This is a genomic window from Moorena sp. SIO4G3 (assembly GCF_010692305.1).
Classification (GTDB): domain Bacteria; phylum Cyanobacteriota; class Cyanobacteriia; order Cyanobacteriales; family Coleofasciculaceae; genus Moorena; species Moorena producens_A.
The window spans coordinates 11697-30139 of record NZ_JAAHIG010000074.1 but is presented as its reverse complement, the minus strand read 5'-3'; the positions used below and the strand labels follow the sequence as shown (position 1 = coordinate 30139).

Annotated in this window: 14 protein-coding genes and 1 pseudogene; 5 read left to right on the top strand and 10 right to left on the bottom strand. The window is 43.8% G+C overall.

The window, feature by feature from the left end; all coding sequences use genetic code 11:
- The 5 genes and pseudogenes from F6J99_RS15595 to F6J99_RS15575 form a co-directional block, all read left to right on the top strand.
- Positions 1–741 (top strand): WD40 repeat domain-containing protein (locus tag F6J99_RS15595; protein ID WP_293113720.1); only part of this gene is annotated, 741 nt, incomplete at its 5' end.
- Between the two features lie 356 nt (positions 742–1097).
- Positions 1098–1262 (top strand): plasmid partition protein ParG, encoded by a 165-nt coding sequence (locus tag F6J99_RS15590; RefSeq protein WP_198954017.1) that lies wholly within the window; start codon positions 1098–1100, stop codon positions 1260–1262.
- Between the two features lie 640 nt (positions 1263–1902).
- Positions 1903–3208 (top strand): annotated as a pseudogene (gene iscB, locus F6J99_RS15585) (RNA-guided endonuclease IscB).
- A gap of 275 nt (positions 3209–3483) precedes the next feature.
- Positions 3484–3618: a hypothetical protein gene (locus F6J99_RS15580; protein ID WP_293113719.1), complete on the top strand. Its 135-nt coding sequence runs from the start codon at positions 3484–3486 to the stop codon at positions 3616–3618.
- A gap of 847 nt (positions 3619–4465) precedes the next feature.
- On the top strand, positions 4466–5269 hold the full coding sequence (locus F6J99_RS15575) for a TPM domain-containing protein (RefSeq protein ID WP_293113718.1): 804 nt from the start codon (positions 4466–4468) through the stop codon (positions 5267–5269).
- A 157-nt stretch (positions 5270–5426) separates the two neighbouring features.
- On the opposite strand, the gene rph is transcribed toward F6J99_RS15575, so the two are convergent.
- The 10 genes from rph to F6J99_RS15525 all read right to left on the bottom strand — a co-directional run bounded on the left by rph (position 5427) and on the right by F6J99_RS15525 (position 18440).
- The gene (gene rph, locus F6J99_RS15570) at positions 5427–6140 is read right to left on the bottom strand and encodes a ribonuclease PH (RefSeq protein ID WP_293113717.1); all 714 of its coding nucleotides are present in this window, start codon (positions 6138–6140) and stop codon (positions 5427–5429) included.
- A 203-nt stretch (positions 6141–6343) separates the two neighbouring features.
- Complete coding sequence (locus F6J99_RS15565) at positions 6344–6916, bottom strand: dCMP deaminase family protein (protein ID WP_070392383.1); 573 nt, start codon at positions 6914–6916, stop codon at positions 6344–6346.
- 365 nt (positions 6917–7281) lie between these two features.
- The gene (locus tag F6J99_RS15560; protein WP_293113716.1) at positions 7282–8790 is read right to left on the bottom strand and encodes a thymidylate synthase; all 1509 of its coding nucleotides are present in this window, start codon (positions 8788–8790) and stop codon (positions 7282–7284) included.
- Between the two features lie 174 nt (positions 8791–8964).
- Positions 8965–10473, bottom strand: a complete 1509-nt coding sequence (locus F6J99_RS15555) for an FAD-dependent oxidoreductase (protein WP_293113715.1) — start codon at positions 10471–10473, stop codon at positions 8965–8967.
- 312 nt (positions 10474–10785) lie between these two features.
- The gene (gene cobD, locus F6J99_RS15550) at positions 10786–11922 is read right to left on the bottom strand and encodes a threonine-phosphate decarboxylase CobD (protein ID WP_293113714.1); all 1137 of its coding nucleotides are present in this window, start codon (positions 11920–11922) and stop codon (positions 10786–10788) included.
- Positions 11923–11948: 26 nt separating this feature from the next.
- Positions 11949–12233 (bottom strand): HU family DNA-binding protein, encoded by a 285-nt coding sequence (locus F6J99_RS15545; RefSeq protein WP_070392379.1) that lies wholly within the window; start codon positions 12231–12233, stop codon positions 11949–11951.
- Positions 12234–12668: 435 nt separating this feature from the next.
- The gene (locus F6J99_RS15540) at positions 12669–13880 is read right to left on the bottom strand and encodes a transposase (RefSeq protein WP_293113713.1); all 1212 of its coding nucleotides are present in this window, start codon (positions 13878–13880) and stop codon (positions 12669–12671) included.
- A 290-nt stretch (positions 13881–14170) separates the two neighbouring features.
- Complete coding sequence (locus F6J99_RS15535; protein ID WP_293113712.1) at positions 14171–16597, bottom strand: AMIN domain-containing protein; 2427 nt, start codon at positions 16595–16597, stop codon at positions 14171–14173.
- A gap of 293 nt (positions 16598–16890) precedes the next feature.
- The gene (locus tag F6J99_RS15530) at positions 16891–17643 is read right to left on the bottom strand and encodes a GspMb/PilO family protein (protein ID WP_293113711.1); all 753 of its coding nucleotides are present in this window, start codon (positions 17641–17643) and stop codon (positions 16891–16893) included.
- Positions 17640–18440 (bottom strand): PilN domain-containing protein, encoded by an 801-nt coding sequence (locus F6J99_RS15525; protein ID WP_293113710.1) that lies wholly within the window; start codon positions 18438–18440, stop codon positions 17640–17642. Before F6J99_RS15525 ends, F6J99_RS15530 begins: the two co-directional genes overlap by 4 nt.
- Between the last annotated feature and the right edge of the window lie 3 nt (positions 18441–18443).

Genomic DNA, 18443 nt, shown 5'->3' with positions numbered 1-18443 from the left:
TGTCCTCTTGGTGAGACTCTTGCCAGTAGTGGTGATGACAAAACCATCCGGTTATGGGAGGTCAATACTGGTCAATGTTTTAAGATATTACGGGGTCACACCAGTTGGATTTGGTCTGTTACCTTCAGTCGAGACGGTCAAACCCTAGCCAGTGGTAGTGAAGACGAAACCATACGCTTATGGGATGTCAGGAGTAGTGAATGTCTGAAGGTTTTACAGGGTCACACTAGTCGGGTACAATCGGTGGCGTTTAGTCCTGATGGCAAAACCCTAGTTAGCAGCAGTGGAGACCAAACTGTTCGGATTTGGGATGTTAGGACTGGGGAATGTGTCAGGATTTTACGAGGCCATAGTAAAGGTGTCTGGTCTGTCGCCTTTAGTCCTGATGGTGAGTTGATTGCCAGTGGTAGCTTAGATCAAACCGTGAGACTTTGGGATGCAAGCACGGGTAAGCATCTGAGAACCTTACACGGTCATCGGAATTCAGTACGGTCATCGATTGGGTTTAGTCCTGTAAAACATCAAGATCACCAGGGTAGGTCTGATCAAGAACAGGTGAGCAGTTATTGGCTTACCAGTGGCAGTAATGATGGGACTATTAAAGTTTGGGATACTCACACAGGTCAGTGTATTAAAACCTTGATTCCTGATCGACCTTACCAAGGTATGAACATCACAGGGGTTACGGGTCTGACCCTAGCACAGAAGTCAGCACTGGAAGCGTTGGGCGCGCTGAGTTGATCTAGAGAAGATGGGAACGAAACACGAATTCAAATTGGGTGTCAGGGATTCGCTGACAGGATCCTTCTGTATGACAGGATCCTTCTATATAAGAGCAAGTGCGGTAGCGACCGATGATTACCCATTGGGTTGGGGGAACTATACGGGTAACTGCCCAAGCTTGGAGGTTTTGTGGATAAGCCATAATGTAGCTATCTCTGTTGAACAATCGAGTAGTAGCCAGCCCATGAACTCTGAAGCCTAGGCGCGCGGGCTTTTCCCTTACTACCTCATCCCTCGGAAAATAAATTTATAAATTTTGTAAAAAAAATCATTGATGCCAGAATGGAGTAAAGTTGTTTACTGGTAGTAGGACAGTGGCTGAAGAATCAATACGGGTTTATCTATCCAAAGATAAAAAAAAGAACTTTAAAGCAGCTTGTGTTATGCAAGATAGGGACATGAGCGATGTTGTTAATGAATTGATTGATAAGTGGCTTGACCAAAATGGTGTATATATTCACGGAGAAAAGGAGACATGAGTAAATACTGAAGTGCTATCGGTAAGAGCTTTACAGACTTATGCGATCGCTAGCCAACGCCCTTCGGGCTAATCGCTTTTAGCAGAAGCGGAGCTTCATCGCGCAGCTTCGGGCTTTGCCCGAATCGCATTTTAATGTCTGTTGTTGTATCTGATTTTGATGCCTGACTATAATCCTGTTAAGTCTGGCCTGAAAACCATGCTGAGCCAGCATACTATGACAGAGAACAAAGTAAAAGGCGCAAACACAGTAGTGATTCTCCCTTGGAGGCTCTAAAAATTGAACGCACCAATTTTTCTCAAGACGAATTAGCGATCTACTGTGGTATTCCTCGTGCGACTTAGCAGCGCTGGGTCTCTGGTAGGACTGAGACTAGACCAACGCTCCGGCAACTCCTAGTTAAAGCCTAGGTAATTCCCGGTAACCCCTGGGATTACCAACTAGGATGCAGGCTAAGGATTAACTTCCTACGTTGATTTGGTCATGACACCCAGGAATAACCTCCAGTTCCTGGCTCTGTCGCTAATCATTAAGGTGAAGGCAAAACCTGTGACTAGCCTAACAAGCCATTTCAACATTGCCGTTCGCGCAAGCGTGTGCGAAGCACTTGGAAAACATAACCAACTTGAGGCATTTAACGATCCAAAATTATGTATTTGTCATTGACACTAACAAACAACCACTGAATCCCATTTCACCCAAAAAAGCACGTCGATTACTAGAAAAAGCTAAGGCAGCTGTTTTTAGGATGTATCCATTCACGATCATCTTGAAAACAGCGATTCGGCAAAGCCGACGCTGCGCGAACGATAATCCTACTATCTCGCCATGTCAGATCAAGATAGACCCTGGGAGTAAAACTACAGGATTTGCCTTGGTTAGAGATAATCAAGTGATTTGGGGGATGGAACTAGAACATAGAGGAGGGCTAATCAAGAAGAAACTAGAATCTAGGAGAGCTGTCAGGCGTGGAAGACGTAATCGAAATACCCGCTAGAGGAAACCCAAATTCCTTAATCGTAAGCGACCAGAAGGATGGCTTCCTCCTAGTCTGGAGCACAGGATCCTAACTATCCAGACCTGGGTGAGGCGGTTGATCAAATTCTGTCCGGTTAACGAAATTTGGATCGAAAGGGTCAAGTTTGACACTCAGAAAATGCAAAACCCTGAAATCAATGGCGTTCAGTATCAACAGGGAGAGTTAGCTGGCTATGAAGTTAGAGAGTATTTACTTGAAAAATGGGGCAGGCAATGTGCTTATTGTGGCAAACAAAATGTACAATTACAAATTGAGCATATTCACCCTAAATCCAAAGGTGGAAGCGATTCGGCAAAGCCGACGCTACGCGAACGCGTAAGTAATCTTTGTTTAGCTTGTGAAAAGTGTAATCAAGGAAAGGGGAATAAACCCATAGAGGAATTCCTGAACAAGAAGCCAAGCCTGCTACAGAAGATTAAAACTAAAGCTAAGCAACCTTTAAAGGATGCGGCAGCGGTAAATGCAACTCGAAACAAATTAGTAAAGGTGCTCAACAAAGTAAGACCTGTAGTAACTGGGACAGGGGCGCAAACTAAATACAACCGGACAAGATTAGGACTACCTAAACAGCACGCTTATTGATGCCGCTTGTGTTGGGGATATTGAGAATTTAACTTTGATAACCTCTCAACCTCTTTTAGCAACCTGTAAAGGACAAGGAGGAAGGCAAAAAGCGGCACTCAATAAGTACGGTTACCCTATTAGACACAATCCTTTAAAACCCATCAAAGGTTGGGTGACCGGAGACATAGGCAAGCATCAAAAACTAGGGACAGGTAAGGTTACTCCTAGAAGCAAAGGAAGTTTTGGATTTACCCCGTTGGGAATGAAAGGATACAAAAGTTGTAAACCTCAAGATATATCAGCGATACACCGAAAAGATGGGTATGGTTACAGGTTTTGCTAGTATTTGCCGGAATTTACCTGGAAATAATCATCCTAGATCGTCCTGCCAGAAGAATTTGGAGCACCTAGTACCGCTGGGCGCAATTAAAAATTCAAAATTCTTGAATGTCTACTATAGCGTTTTCACATCTGATGTTAAAGCGCTATACTTCCTTGTTTATCTCAGAGCTGACAGTTATCAGCTGTCAGTCATTGCCACGATTCACCACAGAGAACTGATTAGAAAAAGCATATTGCAGTTTATCTTGTCGAATCAGTGTCTTGATGCAGTCGCTCATGAGGGAAACCACGGCAGTCGCTCATGGGGGGAACCCCCTTTGGCGGCGCTGCCTCCCCAAGACCGCGCTGCATCGCTTTCAGAAAAATAAATTCACCGCCATTCGTGACAAATCCGAAAGCAGGCTTTTGTAGCTCAGGATTAGCCAACATATAAGCTAGAGCTTGTGGTATCCCTACCTTTAAAGAGTATTCTGCTCGTTTCGCTTCAATCACCACTATCCAAAACTGAGGTTAACAAATCAAAATATCAATTCGTACCCTTATATCTGATTTGTAAAATCGCTGTAATCCTTGTAAAATAAGGTTTTATATAAACTATGAAGATTGAAAAATTTAATACCTAAAATACAATCATAGCAAGGTTTTAAGACTTCTTGATATTTACTTTAACAAATATCTCTTAATTAGGTTAATTATTAATTAAATTTAAGTTTTAATTAATAATTATATAAACTTATTATAAGCAATATTATAAGCGCTATTAAAAGTAATACTGTTCCAGATTTTACCAAGTAATTAATCCATGAGTTGGTAAGCTATAAGCTACGTGCATGCTACGCAAATTACTGACGGCTGACGGCTGACGGCTGATAGCTTACATTACCTGGCTATTTTACCCTCTACAATACTGTTTAATTTAACCCCTAATTCTGATTCTAATTCTACAGGTTGATTTTGGATCACCACTGGATGGAATCCAGCCGCTCACTGGAGATAGTTCTGGCAACTCAACATATAACCAACCTACACTCCATTATCCTCTCATACTTCCCATATTAGCCATACATCCCAAAAGCTATGTTTGACCCTGGGATGATAAACTTACCCCTGTTAATAATCCCTGTACTGTACAAGATCGAACATTTTGCGATCGCAACTAAGATTAGAATAAAGTAAACAAGTGTAAAGAAATGCTTAGTTTTACTTGATTATTTATCTAAAAGATAAGCATACTGTCCATTGCCGGTTGAAAATAACTATGCAGCATCTGTTTGCAAAACGAATTTTAGTATCCTTCGCAGCACTGTTCCTAGCTTGTTCTATGTGGGCGATTGCTCCTGAGGCAAAGGCTTACGACAATCCTGAGTTACTGCCCGAGGTTCAAACACCAGTCATTGATTTAGCGAACTTTATTCCAGAGCTTCAAGAGCAGAGACTAGTCGAAGATTTAGAAAGCTTTGAGGAGGAAACTGGCTGGAAACTCCGAGTTTTGACCCAATATGACCGCACCCCTGGTCGGGCAGTCAAAGACTTTTGGGGACTTAACGACAAAAGTATGTTACTGATTGCTGACGCCCGAGGAGGGAATATTCTAGGGTTTAACGTGGGTGATGCCCTGTATGAATTCCTTCCTCGGACATTTTGGGTAGAGTTGCAAACCCGATTTGGTAATCTCTACTTTGTACGGGACAATGGCGAAAACCAATCCATTATCGAAGCCCTAAATACGGTCCAGCAATGCCTGCGCCAAGGGGGATGTCGGGTGGTACCTGGACTACCACGAGAACAGTGGATTCTGACCCTAATTACTTCTACTGTCGGAGGAGTGATTTGTGGATTTGCTGCTATTCCCCGCAAACAGGATCAGGTTTTCGCTTGGCAATGGGCTTTAATTTTGTCCCCACTTTGGGGTATTCTGTTTATTGCCTTCGGTATTGGACCTGTAGTGACACGCACCTCTGATTTCTTACCACTATTGCGCAATATTCTTGGTTTCGTTCTCGGTGCGGTTGTGGCTTACTTGTCACCAGTTATTAGTGAATCATCAGCCCCAGAAACTTAAAACCTATTGCAGGAGCCCTATTCTAGGGCAGCAATATAGGGGCGCAAGGCTTGCGCCCTCACGATGATTGACCAATAGCTTGACCGTAGGTCACGCTACGGGAAGGAAATCCAATCTCAAAAGTGAAGCGCGACAATTATTACTCAGCACTCAGCACTTATTTCTGGTAACGCTGTGCCTGTAACAACTCCTTAATACCTTTTTCTCCTAGATCCATCAACTGATTGAGTTGATGGCGAGTATAAGCCCCTGACTCGGCTGTTCCCTGAACCTCAATAATACCCATTTGATCGTTCATCACTACATTAAAATCCACCTCAGCCGCCACATCTTCGAGATAGTTGAGGTCTAAAAACGGCTCACCTTCCAATAAACCCACCGAGACAGCAGCAACTTGGTGAATTAAAGGCGATCGCTCTATTACTCCCGTTTTAACCAGTTTATCCACAGCATCCACCAGAGCAACATATCCCCCAGTAATGGAAGTAGTGCGGGTACCTGCATCCGCCTGTAGAACATCCGCATCTACCGTAATGGTCCTTTCGCCCAAGGCTTTGAGATCAACAGCAGCCCGTAAACTACGTCCGATTAACCGCTGAATTTCCTGAGTTCGACCCGAAAGCTTGAGAACTTCCCGTCTTTGGCGTTCCGGTGTTGCTCCTGGTAACATCCTATACTCAGCGGTTAGCCAGCCGCTGCCAGTATCCTTGAGAAATCGGGGGACTTCCTCCTGAACCGTCACGGTACAAAGTACTTTGGTCTCACCACAGTGAGCGAGGACGGAACCAAGAGCATAGCGGGTAAATTCTCGCTCAAACAAAATCGGACGTAGTTGATCCGGTTGTCGGTGATCAGGACGCTGCCAAGACATAAGTTATGTAGCAAAGGGAGTAGGGAGTAGGGAGTAGGGAGTAGGGAGTAGGGAGTAGGGAACAAAAATTATCACAATTGATTTAGTGATATAGGTACCCTATATCAAGTCCAGTTAATCACTTATAGAATGGTATATCGATAATTGCTAATTGGTCATATAGCATTTCTCAATACCAAAATAATAATTGCTATATTATCGAGTTAGTCACTGTTAATAATTGTGTAATTGTTTTCAATAATTTTGTCCGACAATTTAGTAACAGATGTTGGATTGAGGAGAAATGAAGCTGATCGTTTAGCTGTTTCTTCACTTAACTGGATTTGGGTTAGGCTAACTAAGCCGTCGTTCAGAAAATGATCTCTAACTAGAGCTTTCTCTCCACTATTGAAGATAGTCTCATAAAAAACTTTCTTTATGCCAGCTGAAATGATTAACTTCAAGCACGATACACAAGGTTCTAGGGTGACATAAATACTGGCTCCAGCAGTGGCAATACCATGTTTGGCTGCAAACGCGATCGCATTCGCTTCAGCATGAACAGCTCGGGATGGCATGGTACGAGACGCATCGCAGCTACTTAGTCCAGGATAGCAGTATCCCTGAGCTGTGCAATGACTTGAGCCAGAGGGGGGACCATTGTAACCTGTTGCTAAAATCTGATTGTTTTTAACAATCACTGCTCCTACAGGAAAGGCTAAACAGGTTGAGCGAGTAGCTGCTAGCTTAGCCATCATTAAAAAGTATTCATCCCAGTTTGGTCTTTCATTAGTCATTGGTAATTTTAAAGTTGTTAATGATCAATTTTATATCAATGTCAGTTTAGTTGATGACATAAACTATCATCGTCTTTTTTAAGTGAACAGGGAGCAGGGAAAAGAGAACAGTAAATATAAACATGTCTTAACCTTTACTGTGGTTGCTATAATTTTTTTATCTTACCAAGAACTATTTACCAAACTGTCTTTGGTTATTTTTTACACCAAACTCTTTTTTTAAGTTATCTATAGTTGATGCTTATCAATAACTGCTTATCAATAACTTATCCTAGTCATTAAGTACAGTCAATTTTACCATGGGTCACTCCTTACTCCCTAATTCTTAATACCCAGGATTTTGTCTATCATAAGTATTAAAAATGCTATAATTGGTGATAAGTTTTATCTTCTTTTATAGCTATCATAGCTTTTTCTAATTCTATTCCTAAATAGACCGCATGACTAGGTTGTATTGAAGGATTATCACTACAAATTTTTCTAGATAAACTCATGGCATTTTTACCAGAATACGTAGCAATTACTTCCCCGCTACCAGGGGTTGTCTGCTTCACTATAATATCAGTATTTTCTGTTTCAATCAAGAAATTACCAATGGGATCAGCATACTGTTTCTGTTCTGAATTGATAATTTGTTGATAGTGATTTTGAATAATTCGATTAGCATAGTCATAACAATCATCATAAATATGAGCACTTTGACTAACGGTAATCAGCGGTCCCATTTTTAATGGAATACCGCCGCGCTTAGCAATTTGGTCTGTAATATACTGCTGTAGTGCTCTTAGTCCAAAGGCATTAGCTGGCCACGCGCTAAACATATCATTACTTCTCAATGTGGCCGTTAGGGACAATTCATTATCCACAACTCTCAGCCAGATGTGATTGAGACAAGGACTACCTCCTTTCTCATGGTCTTTGACATCCCATAGGGACATCACTGCACTGGCGGCATCGATTTCACCAATGAGTTTAGTGATGACTTGCTCGATTTGGTCACGTTTGAACCAAGAACGTAGACGTTGACCATAGGTATATTTGACTCCTTCTACTACGGGTGCGTCGTCCAGGATTTGATGAATGTATTCTTGGATAAAGTCGCGATCGCATGGTAAATAATTGGGCTCAGGAAAGTAAAATTCAGGAGGTTCTTCCGTTACTACTGCCATTAAATCAATTAGCTCTTGCCAATATCCGTCATAACCCGTGGGCCGAATTGTGCCGGTAGTTTTAATGCGATGAATTATTTTAACCCAAGTTTCAGCTATCGTTCGCCCTTGAATGCGATGTCCGTAGCGCGGTCCTGGTTTTAGGGGCGCACAGCCAGATGCCCCAACATCATTTGCCATAGGAAATTCCAACGATTTTCCCCAGGGCTCTTGAGTTTTGGAGCCATAAGACTTAACCAGACTAACGGCTTGGGTAATCGAATCAGCCTCTACCACAGAAAGTTCTCTTCTGAGTTGTTCTAGGGTCAGTAAGGGAATTTCAATGTCAATGTAACCTTTGATAGAAGAGCGAATCACCCAGCAGTGACGACCAGTATCACTAATCCCTTCTTCAACCCCATGGCGGAAGAAGTCCAGCAAGCAAGTCCCACTGCCAGCATTTCGGTCTTCCTTCGTAGCGTTGAGAATGACCAAGTAGCGGACATGGGGATTAGCGAGGAGATTACGAATGAGCAGGCTAATTCCCCGGGTGGGACTGTATAACTGTCCGACTACAGCAAATTCCGAGGGGTTTAACTTTTTTGCGATCGCGTCTTTGATCGTCCATCCCGTAATCACCGCCGTTTGACCTGTACCGTAAATTAGTTGGTTAGGCTTGTGCAGGGGTTTGTACTGAAATTGACTTACTTTGCTGATTGCTGTCATTTTAATGCAGAAGTTGAAGTTTGAATGTTGACTGTTAAATTTTATATTTTAAATGTTAAATATTTAAGATTGAGGTAATGGTAATCAACACTTATCTTTATCCCCACTACATAATCCCGTTATAATGCCCAGCATTTAACGGATAGAGGAAAGCAGGATTTAATCCTAAGTTAGTTACCTTGACCAACTACGGCGTAGGTTAAAGAAGCCTTCCAGAAAGTTTTTTAAGGTCTGATTACGACTCATTCGTTGGCGCTGCCACTGGATTGCCGTTTTCTTAAAAATCTCTGACAACGTGGGATAGGGATAATAGACATTTGCCAACACGGCCAATTTGATTTTCTGCTGAATCGCTAGGGTAATTTCCCCAATTAATTCTGTTGCGTGTGATCCAACTATGGTTGCTCCTAAAATTGTCCCATTGCGCTGCACTATCAGTTTGATATACCCAGTGGTTTGCCCCAGGAGCTGAGCCTGATCTAAATCTTTGAAATAGTCTCGCATCACCCATAGATTCTTGCCATAGCGCTTTCTAGCTTCTACTTCTGTCAGACCGATCCGTGCTAACTGGGGTTCAGTTAAGATGGTCCAGGGAATCCCGTGATAGTTCACCTTAAAGCAGGGGAAAAACAATGCATTCTTCAGGGCAATGCTGGCTTGATACTGGGCAATATGGGCACAGGGATAAGCACCAGCCATCTTGCCACAGCCATAGATGCGGGGATTAGTCGTTTGTAGCTTCTGATTGAGCTGAAGACCTTGCTGAGTGTACTTTATCCCAACCCCTTCTAGATTTAAGGATTCCACATGGGGTTGCTCACCCGTAGCCAGTAAAATGGCATCAGCTTCAATGGCTTTATTACCAGCCTGAACCCAGGTTTTCCCGTCAATCTCTCTGACCTGATCAACTGGACTATCCGTCAGAACTCGAATTCCCTCAGCTTCCAACTGAGCTTGTATCAGCCTAGATGCTTCTAGGTCTTCCTGGAACAAAATACGGGTAGTACTGGCCACCAACGTTACCTCACAACCGAGTCTACCTAAGCTCTGAGCTAGTTCTGGAGCAATAGGCTCATCCCCAATCACTACCCAGCTTTTGGGTAGTGAAGGTTGTTCACCCTTCAAGCTTCCAAGCTTAAACACTTTGTGCCAGATATCGTTTGGTGTGAAATACTCTATGGTCTGTAACCCTTCGATATCAGGAATAACTGGGCGAGAACCAGTAGCGATTAGGTAGGCACGAGACCGCAAACGTCGGCTGTTGACTACAAAACCGAGGTGAGGCAGTCTGCAAAATTCCCCCTCACCGGTGATTAGATCAATCCCTAAAGCACCTAAAATAGCTTGAGAATTCTGTTCTGAGCAGTTGGCAACCACTAGATTAGCCCATTCCATCACCTCAGTTAGTGGTAGGGATGAAAACCCGGTCTGTGAAATGTCTGGTTCGGTTGAATCAGCTATTTGAGCATAAATACCCCATTGAGCAGCGTCACGCATCTGCTCAAGCTTACGCCCCATCTCACTTAATACTCTGGTGTAAATCGCCCCCTGTGCTAGCCAGCTAGTTTTTCCTTGCTGAGGGTCTACCAGAGCCACACGAGCGTTTAAACCAGCAGCCGCAACAGCAGCATAGACACCAGCAGGAGTGCCACCAATGATAATTAGGTCATATTCAACGGTCATTCGTGCAAAAGTTTAAGGTTAGATGGTTGTTGGCGTAGCGTGGCCAAAAGGCCAAGGTTGAACGCGCACCCGTGGCCTTTTGGCCAAGGTTACAGCTTGAAAGTTGCAGGTGACGGGGTTGAAAGTTACAGGTTACAGGTGACAGGTGACGGGGTTGAAAGTTACAGGTTGCCAGTTATACATCCAGCTTTCAGTTGTTAAGACTCTAATCCTAAACCATCTAACCTTCAACCTTCATCTAACCTTCAACCTTAAACCATCTAACCTTAAACCATCTAACCTTAAACCATCTAACCTTAAACCATCTAACCTTCAACTTATCAAGATAGCCTCTAAAGCTGTTAGTAAGCGTTGGTTATCTGCCTGTGTACGTACAGCGACCCGGAAAAAGCGATCGCTTAATTCCGGGAAGCTTAGGCAATCTCTGATCAAAATCCGATGGTGTTGGAGTAGTTGTGCTTGGATCTGTGACGTGGATTTTGCTGAGTTTACTAGCAAGAAGTTAGCTGCACTGGGGTAAGGTTGAAGACCAGGTAACTTAGCCAGTCCCTGAAACAGTTGCTTACGCGCTGGTGCTAGCCAATCCCAGGTTTGCTGTTGAAATGCTCTATCCTGAACCACTGCCGCTGCGGCTGCCGCTGCTAAGGTATTTATTGGCCAAGGGTCTCGCCACTCCTGCCAACGTTGGAGTCGCTCAGGGTGGGCAATGCAATAACCTAGTCTTAGTCCAGGAAGACTGTAAAACTTGGTAAGCGATCGCAAAATTACCAAGTTTGGATAATCCCCAATTAAAGGAATCAGGCTTTGCTCCTGGTCAGGAGGCAGGAAATCCATAAAAGCTTCATCCACAACCACTAAAGCAAATTGCTTGAGATAAGGCTCAATTGCTTCTGAGGTAAACAATTGACCTGTAGGATTGTGGGGGGTATTCAGCAGCAAACCCTGTCGAGTCCCCTCTTTTTGAAGTGAGGAAGTAAGGGAGTCAGGGAGTAAGGGCATCAAAGAATCAATTTCCCTGCCCATCTCCCCATCTCCCAATCTGACACTAGGTGTCGAGAGTTCCCTCATTAGGGGGCACTCCCTAATTCTTGCTCCAAATGCCTTCAGTCCCCGTTGGTAGTCCCTAAATGCTGGAGTAATGATCAAGGTTTCATCTAGTTCTGATAGCTCGCGACAAGCCCAAGTTAATAATTCGGCTGAGCCATTACCTGGAAGAATCCAGTCTGGGGGCAGGGTTGGATGCAGTTGCGTCAAACACTGCCGCAGCTCAGCATAATTGGGGTCAGGATAAGCTACCAGGTTATTGAGCCCAGACTCAATCGCTGCGATCGCACTTTTAGGGGGACCAAGGGGATTGATGCTGGCAGAAAAATCAAGAATTAAGGAAGGAGGACAGTTAGCCAGTGCTGCTGCCCAGGCTAAATTTCCCCCGTGAGTTGGTCGTTTCAAGGACAAGTTTGTGACTGAATCAGGGATTACTCCTTGGGTGGTGCCACTTTCTCTTTAAAAACCTTACCAGCAGAAAAGGCGGGAACCTTAGTTGCCGGAATTTCCATCTTTTCACCGGTTTTGGGATTGCGACCCTCACGAGCCTTACGCTCCCGGGATTCAAAGGAACCAAAGCCCACTAAGGTGACTTTATCACCCTCAGACACTGCTTCCATAATCGTTTCTATCGTAGCAGTTAGGACTGCATCGGCTTGTTTTTTAGTTACAGTAGCTCTTTCCGCCACTTTATCGACTAATTCACCCTTATTCATTCAAATCTCCTTGTTTTTCAGATCATCCAACCAGGGTTTTCAACAAAAAAATCGCTGCAACACTAGCAGCTTCGAGGTTTCACTGCATTATTCTAATGTTTGCAATGCCGATATGGATCGTTGAATGCTGTAATTTATATAGATTTCAGAATTTTGCCCCAAATTCCTACCCTAAATTTATTCCTTAGGGAATAGGCAATCATAATTTTTTATGATCATTCATTGTTAATTATATATAATTCATTATTTTTCGGTAAGCCCCCTGCTCTAGGCGTGCTTGGTAGGTCTGCTATGGGATAGCAGAGGTCAGAGCCTTGTTTAGATATTGACACTAACCCTTAAAATCAGGTATAGTTATGCGCTTATAAAAATTAAATCAAACCAAGTCAATAAAATTCTCAACCAAAAACAAATAAACACTTGACACTCCCCGGTCTAAAGACGCGGGGATTCTTGGTTCATAGAGCCAACTTGCTCAACCAAACCGGAGTCAGGAAGAGTAGAGGTCGATTCTCCACAAGAGTTCGGATCTATGATCCAGGTTCCGGTGTGCCCCACCGTACCCAAGGCTCTTTTTAGTATGTTTATTGCGGCGTTGTGGTCTCTGTCCAATTCACACCCACATTTACAGACGTGAGTCCTAGTAGATAGTGACTTTTTAACTACCTTGCCGCACTCGGAGCAGTTCTGGCTTGTATAGGCAGGATTTACCGCAACGGTGACTCTACCAAACTTCTCACCAAAATGCTCTAACCATTTTCTAAATTGATACCAACCTGCATCGTTAATAGATTTAGCTAGACAGTGGTTTTTAACCAAGTTTTTAATCCTTAAATCTTCGTAAGCGACCAGGTCGTTAGACCGGACTACGCAACGTGCCAGTCTCTTGGCATATTCTTCACGCTGCCTACTTATTTTAAGGTGCTGTCTACCTAATCTGTTAACGGCTTTCCTACGGTTATATGAGCCTTTCTTTTTCCGGGAAACCCGGCGTTGATAAAACTTTAATCGTTTTTCCCCAGACCTATAAAAACGAGGATTTGGTTCTGTACTTCCTCTAGAATCGGTGTAGAAATCTTTTAGTCCTACATCTAATCCTATAGTGGCATCGGCGGGGTCTAATTGTTCTTTTACATCGACAGAGACGCAAAATTGAACGTAGTAACCATCCGCCCTCTTGACAATACGGACTCGCTTAATTTGCTTCTTGTCGAAGCGCCACAAGTCCCAAGTACCTTTGAGCTTCAGCTTTCCGATTCCCTTCTTATCACTGAAGGTGATTGACTTTTTATCAGGAGAAAGCTTCCATCCTGATTGTTTATACTCAACCGATCTACAGTGCTTCTGGAAACGGGGATAGCCTTTCTTCCCAGGTACTTTTTTCTTGCAGTTCTCAAAGAAACGAGAAATTGATGACCATGCCCTTTCAGCCGCAGCTTGTCGAGCAGTAGAGTTTAGTTCATTAGCAAAAGGGAATTCTTTAGCCAGTATTTTTGAGTACTTGCTAAGGTCGTATTTGCCTGTTCCTTTATTATCCATCCATAAACGAATACAGCTATTACGGATAAACTTAACCGTCCGAATCGCTTCGTCTATTGCTTGATATTGAAGGGGTTTCCCGTCTGCCTTAAACTCTATTATGATCACCAGAACTCGACCTCTTCTGTTATATCATTACTCTAACATACTCAGCATAATCTTTTAAATCAAAATCAAATCTTTTTCACGGCGGCTAAAGACCGCTGCGACCCTTCATCCCCGCTCGCTCAGAGACGGGGCTGAAGGGTATCGGGGATTTTTGGTAAAAGCTTCAAAACCTAACTATTCCCACCACTAAAGTAGGGGGGAGTAGTCAAATCCATAAGTTAATTACCCCCGAGCGAGCAATCCCTCGCTCGGGGGGATAAGTGTTAATTCACGTTTACCTTACCTTTACCTTAGTTTCCTGGAGACTGAAACCCTCCCCGGTTTAGCATTTGACGGGCATCCCGTCCAGGGGTGTAGCTGTAACCATACCCACCATTGCGGTCTGTGTCATCCAGAATTTGAGGGGTCAGCAGGATAATCACTTCACGGCGTTCATTGGTCTTTTCGGTACTTCTGAAGAGAGCACCAAGCAACGGAATATCACCCAAAATTGGCACCTTTGTTACGTTTGTGCGGTCAGTGTCCTGAATAATGCCAGATAGAATTAACGTCTGACTATCCCGCAGACGAACTAGTCCAGAGCTTAGTTCTCGGCGACTTAGGAAAGTGATTGTATTTTGTGCATTATCACTGTTAAAGTTTTGACTTCCAGAGGGAGCTGTGATCACCGGAGATGTCGATAAAGTGATAAAACCATTATCGTCAATTCTCTCAACATTCACCGTTAGGGTTAAACCAGCCTCTTCAATAACCGGGGTGATCGTTCTAGTCGCCACACCACCATCTAAGTCTATATCTGTCCTTACACTAGTCAATACCTGCTGAACCAACTTGACACTAGCTTCCTGTCCTTCTTGAATCAGGAGAGTCGGGTCGGTCAGAATCTTGGCGTTGCTGCTGGTAATCTGAGCCTGCAACGTTAATAAAAACTTATCAGGGTACTGGAATAGAGAAGGAAGCGCAAAGGTAAACTCGTTTCCATCATCTTGACGCTCGACACCTATCACACCTGGCTGGAATGGATTATTATTTCGACCAAAGCCGGGGCGTGCGAAGCCTGATCGAGTACCAGAGCCTTCACTGAAACCCTCAACTAGGTTATCAAAGGGAGCATTTTGTCTATCAAAAAATATATCACCATCTCCGTCTACAGCTCGAAAATCAAATGGCTCAATATTAGGAAACTGACCACTAACCACATCACCTCTACTGGGGGGATTAACCCTACCGAAATTAACTGCTGCGGCTCCGTCATCACTGACTACAAAAGTATCATTAATCCCAAAGGAGAAACTGGCATTATAGGCATCGATTCCAGATAGGTTAACATCAATAATCTTGACATTTACCGCCACTTGACGGCGACGAGCATCCAACTGTTTGAGTAAAGATGTCGCAATTTCAATTTGCCTGGGCTCACCCACCAGAGATATGGAATTAAGTCGCTCATCCGTAGATACTGCTAATCCCTCCAGCAACAGTGCCCCTTGGCTACCGTCTTCCCGCTCAGCGGTAACTGGTTGAATTTCTGGGGCTCGTTGGATTTGTCGCACCACTCGTTGGGTTTCAGGATCGATGATTTCTTCGGTCTCGCTTACTACCTGTTGCACTTCTGCTCCCTGAGTGGCTAGGAAAGTAGCAGCCCCTTGGGCACTGGCTTGATTGAGCCGTAGAGTACGACTAATTAGATTACGAGCGGCTTGAGGGAGTTTTGCCCCAACAAAAATTGTGCTTCCCCGACGGTTAGCCTGAAGACCAGACAGCTGGAGAATATAGTTGAAAGCATCTTGGACAGGTTCGTTTTCTAAATCAATAGAAATGGTGAACTGTGCTGCACCGGAGTCTTCATCTGACTCAGCAAAGGCCAGATTGAGTCCAGCCGAACGAGCTAACAGAGACAACACTTCTCGAATCGGTGCTTCTCGTAATACTAAACGGGGCACTAGAGTTGCTGTGCCAAGATCTATAGTGCTAGCAGCAGCATTAATATTAGATACAGCAATATCCCCTACTGGTGGTGCTACTGCTCTAGGTAAGAAGGGGGGCGCTGGCGCAATCGGTTGCACCGCATTAGCTGGAGCTGCGGGTATCCCATCAATAATAATTTCTGGCTCAGGTACCAGCACATCTGGCTCAGGAGCCACGATTTCTGGAGGTTCAGGAGTTTCTGAGGGGTTAGCCTCTGGCTCTGGTTCCGAAAGTTCTGCCGGTTTCTCCATCTGTTCCGTTTCAGTATTAGTTTCTGTATTAGGAACTTGAGCCAGCTTCATCACCGATGAGTCTTGGATAGATAATATGCCCTGATTCTCAGTAGTGGTGTCAATGCCTAAGGTAATTCCCTGAGCGTCCCTTTGGATCAGTGAACTGATTGGGAGTTTGTCAGTGCCTCGAATTGTTACCCTGACCCGATTGTCATCCAGTTCCTTAACCGCAACCGCACTGATATTGGGTAGGGGGTTAGTCTGACGGAAGTTAGTCCCTTTGGGCAAACTCAGCTGGGTATTCACCAGATCAGCTACCAAGACATTGCCTTGGTTAACAGCAAAAATCTGTGGAGGCTCATTGCCCCCTTTTGTCTCAAGTTTCAGTTCCAGTTCACTCCCCTGCTGGTTGAACCGTATAGCACTAACTTGGCTTGCTGCTACTACAGGCTGTGTTGCCCATAAAGCCACTGCTGTAGCCGCGAACACTCCACCACATACTTGAATCTGTCTCACGGTCACTTCCTCAAATCTCCTGACTGAAATCACAGAAATTATGACAGAAATTATGTCATATTAAGGGCTATTGACAGTTGACTATTGACTATTGACCGTTGAGACGTTAAAGAGAAAATACTAAACACTCAACAAACAAGAACAACAATAACCATCTCAGCTCAATCAAACAGTAGGTTATCCCAATTTCCAGCAACTTGGCTACTGCTTAATTTCCCCATCTTGCCATCTCCCCATCATTAAATTGGTAGCAAGAATGCAGCAAGACTAAAGGAACTTGGGATTATTTATTCTTACCTGCCTGACTTTTTCTTAGCATCCTTTTCCTCAGCTTTTTCTTCTTCCTCCTTATCCAAATCTCTAGCAGGCATAAGAGCTTCCAGGGTTAAGCTAGTTTTAAGCTTAGGTTGAGGACCAGGAACTAATCTACCTTGCTGTAGCACTAGTGTTTGCGGTTCACTGATTTGAGCTTCTAGGTCTTTGATCAGCAACATCGACTGGAGGCGCTCAAAGCTGCGCATAATTGACTGGACTTGTTGGAAGCTACCCTCAATTTCCACATTGACGGTTCTCCGTTTTAATTTTCCATCAACTAGGGTTCCTAAAGAGCCATCATTAACTATATTTATTCCCTCGGAATCTGGCTCATATCTAAGTAAAGTCCCTCTAGTATCCTTAACAAAGGTATTGAGATCAAGCAATAAAGTATCTAGACTTTTTTCTGTAGAAAACAAACTCAATACCCGGCGGTTTTGCTGCTTGGCTTGCTTGAGTTCCTCCTCTTTTTGTTTAATTTTTTTCTGGAGTACTTCGGGATTTTGGAGGTCATTTTGCTTGCCTGATAAATCATTTCGTAAAGCCTGATACTCCTGCCAAGCCGGTAGCATCAGGTTCATGGCTAGATAGATAGCAGCTGCCAGACCAAGAATACCAAAGGTAATCCCAGAAACTTGGGGAGTAAAGGTAATGCCGAAGGCAGTAGGATACTCAGGCTCTTCCTCCTGACCTTCAACACTCATAAACTCGTCATCAGTAGCATAGGTCATTGTTGAATCACTCCTTGAGATTGAAGGTTTCTAATTCGAGTCACTAATCCTACTGCTCCTTTACGGTCTAACTCTTTTAAGAGCTCAGAAGCGGGGATATCACTCAGTTGAGTTTTAATAGTATATTCTACCACTTTGGGCAGGGTATATTTTACCTGAGTTACTAATTCTTTTTGACTCTCAGGAATTTCTAATTTGGTGGGATTATTGACTAACTGAGCTTTGATAAGTTGAGTATCATTTTTGTCGAAAAAAGAAGAATTCTGTAGCGTCAGCAAAAAGTAATTCACATCATCAAAGGTTCGAGCTGTACCGGAAATATCCAGCTCGATGCTAGGTCGTGAGTTAGCGTTAGACTCATCCTTAGAAGCGTTTTTGTCAGTGACTTGCTGTTGCTCGATGTCTTTAATTTGGACTCCGGGAGGAGTGCGCTCACGAATGTCCTGTAACATCGCTGACCAAGGCTTAATTTGATTAAAGACACTGGCAAGAGCATTAGTTTCTTCGTTGACCAGCTTGAGTTCCTTGTTTAGCTTACTAATTCGTTGCTTTTGTGCCCCCAAGGCTGCCAGTTTCTGGTCAACATCAGCAATTTCCTCCTTCAATCGGGCGTTTTGATGTTGGAGAACCACCCAAAAACCTCCCACCAATCCAGGTAGGATTAGGCCCACTGCAGCTCCAATCAGTAGAGGGGTCATTTCCCCTAAGGCCATCCCTTGTCTACCGGCTCCATCCTGAACGGACTTGATCTCCTCAGGATTTCGGTCTTTTAAAAAATTAATATCAAGACTATACATAGT

Bases quoted from the DNA above. Each gene is read 5' to 3' on its own strand.
- F6J99_RS15575 (WP_293113718.1), top strand. From the start codon at position 4,466: ATGCAGCATCTGTTTGCAAAACGAATTTTAGTATCCTTCGCAGCACTG.
- F6J99_RS15525 (WP_293113710.1), bottom strand. From the start codon at position 18,440: ATGTATAGTCTTGATATTAATTTTTTAAAAGACCGAAATCCTGAGGAG.
- rph (WP_293113717.1), bottom strand. From the start codon at position 6,140: ATGTCTTGGCAGCGTCCTGATCACCGACAACCGGATCAACTACGTCCG.
- F6J99_RS15545 (WP_070392379.1), bottom strand. From the start codon at position 12,233: ATGAATAAGGGTGAATTAGTCGATAAAGTGGCGGAAAGAGCTACTGTA.
- F6J99_RS15560 (WP_293113716.1), bottom strand. From the start codon at position 8,790: ATGACAGCAATCAGCAAAGTAAGTCAATTTCAGTACAAACCCCTGCAC.
- F6J99_RS15530 (WP_293113711.1), bottom strand. From the start codon at position 17,643: ATGACCTATGCTACTGATGACGAGTTTATGAGTGTTGAAGGTCAGGAG.
- F6J99_RS15580 (WP_293113719.1), top strand. From the start codon at position 3,484: ATGAGGGAAACCACGGCAGTCGCTCATGGGGGGAACCCCCTTTGGCGG.
- F6J99_RS15565 (WP_070392383.1), bottom strand. From the start codon at position 6,916: ATGACTAATGAAAGACCAAACTGGGATGAATACTTTTTAATGATGGCT.
- F6J99_RS15555 (WP_293113715.1), bottom strand. From the start codon at position 10,473: ATGACCGTTGAATATGACCTAATTATCATTGGTGGCACTCCTGCTGGT.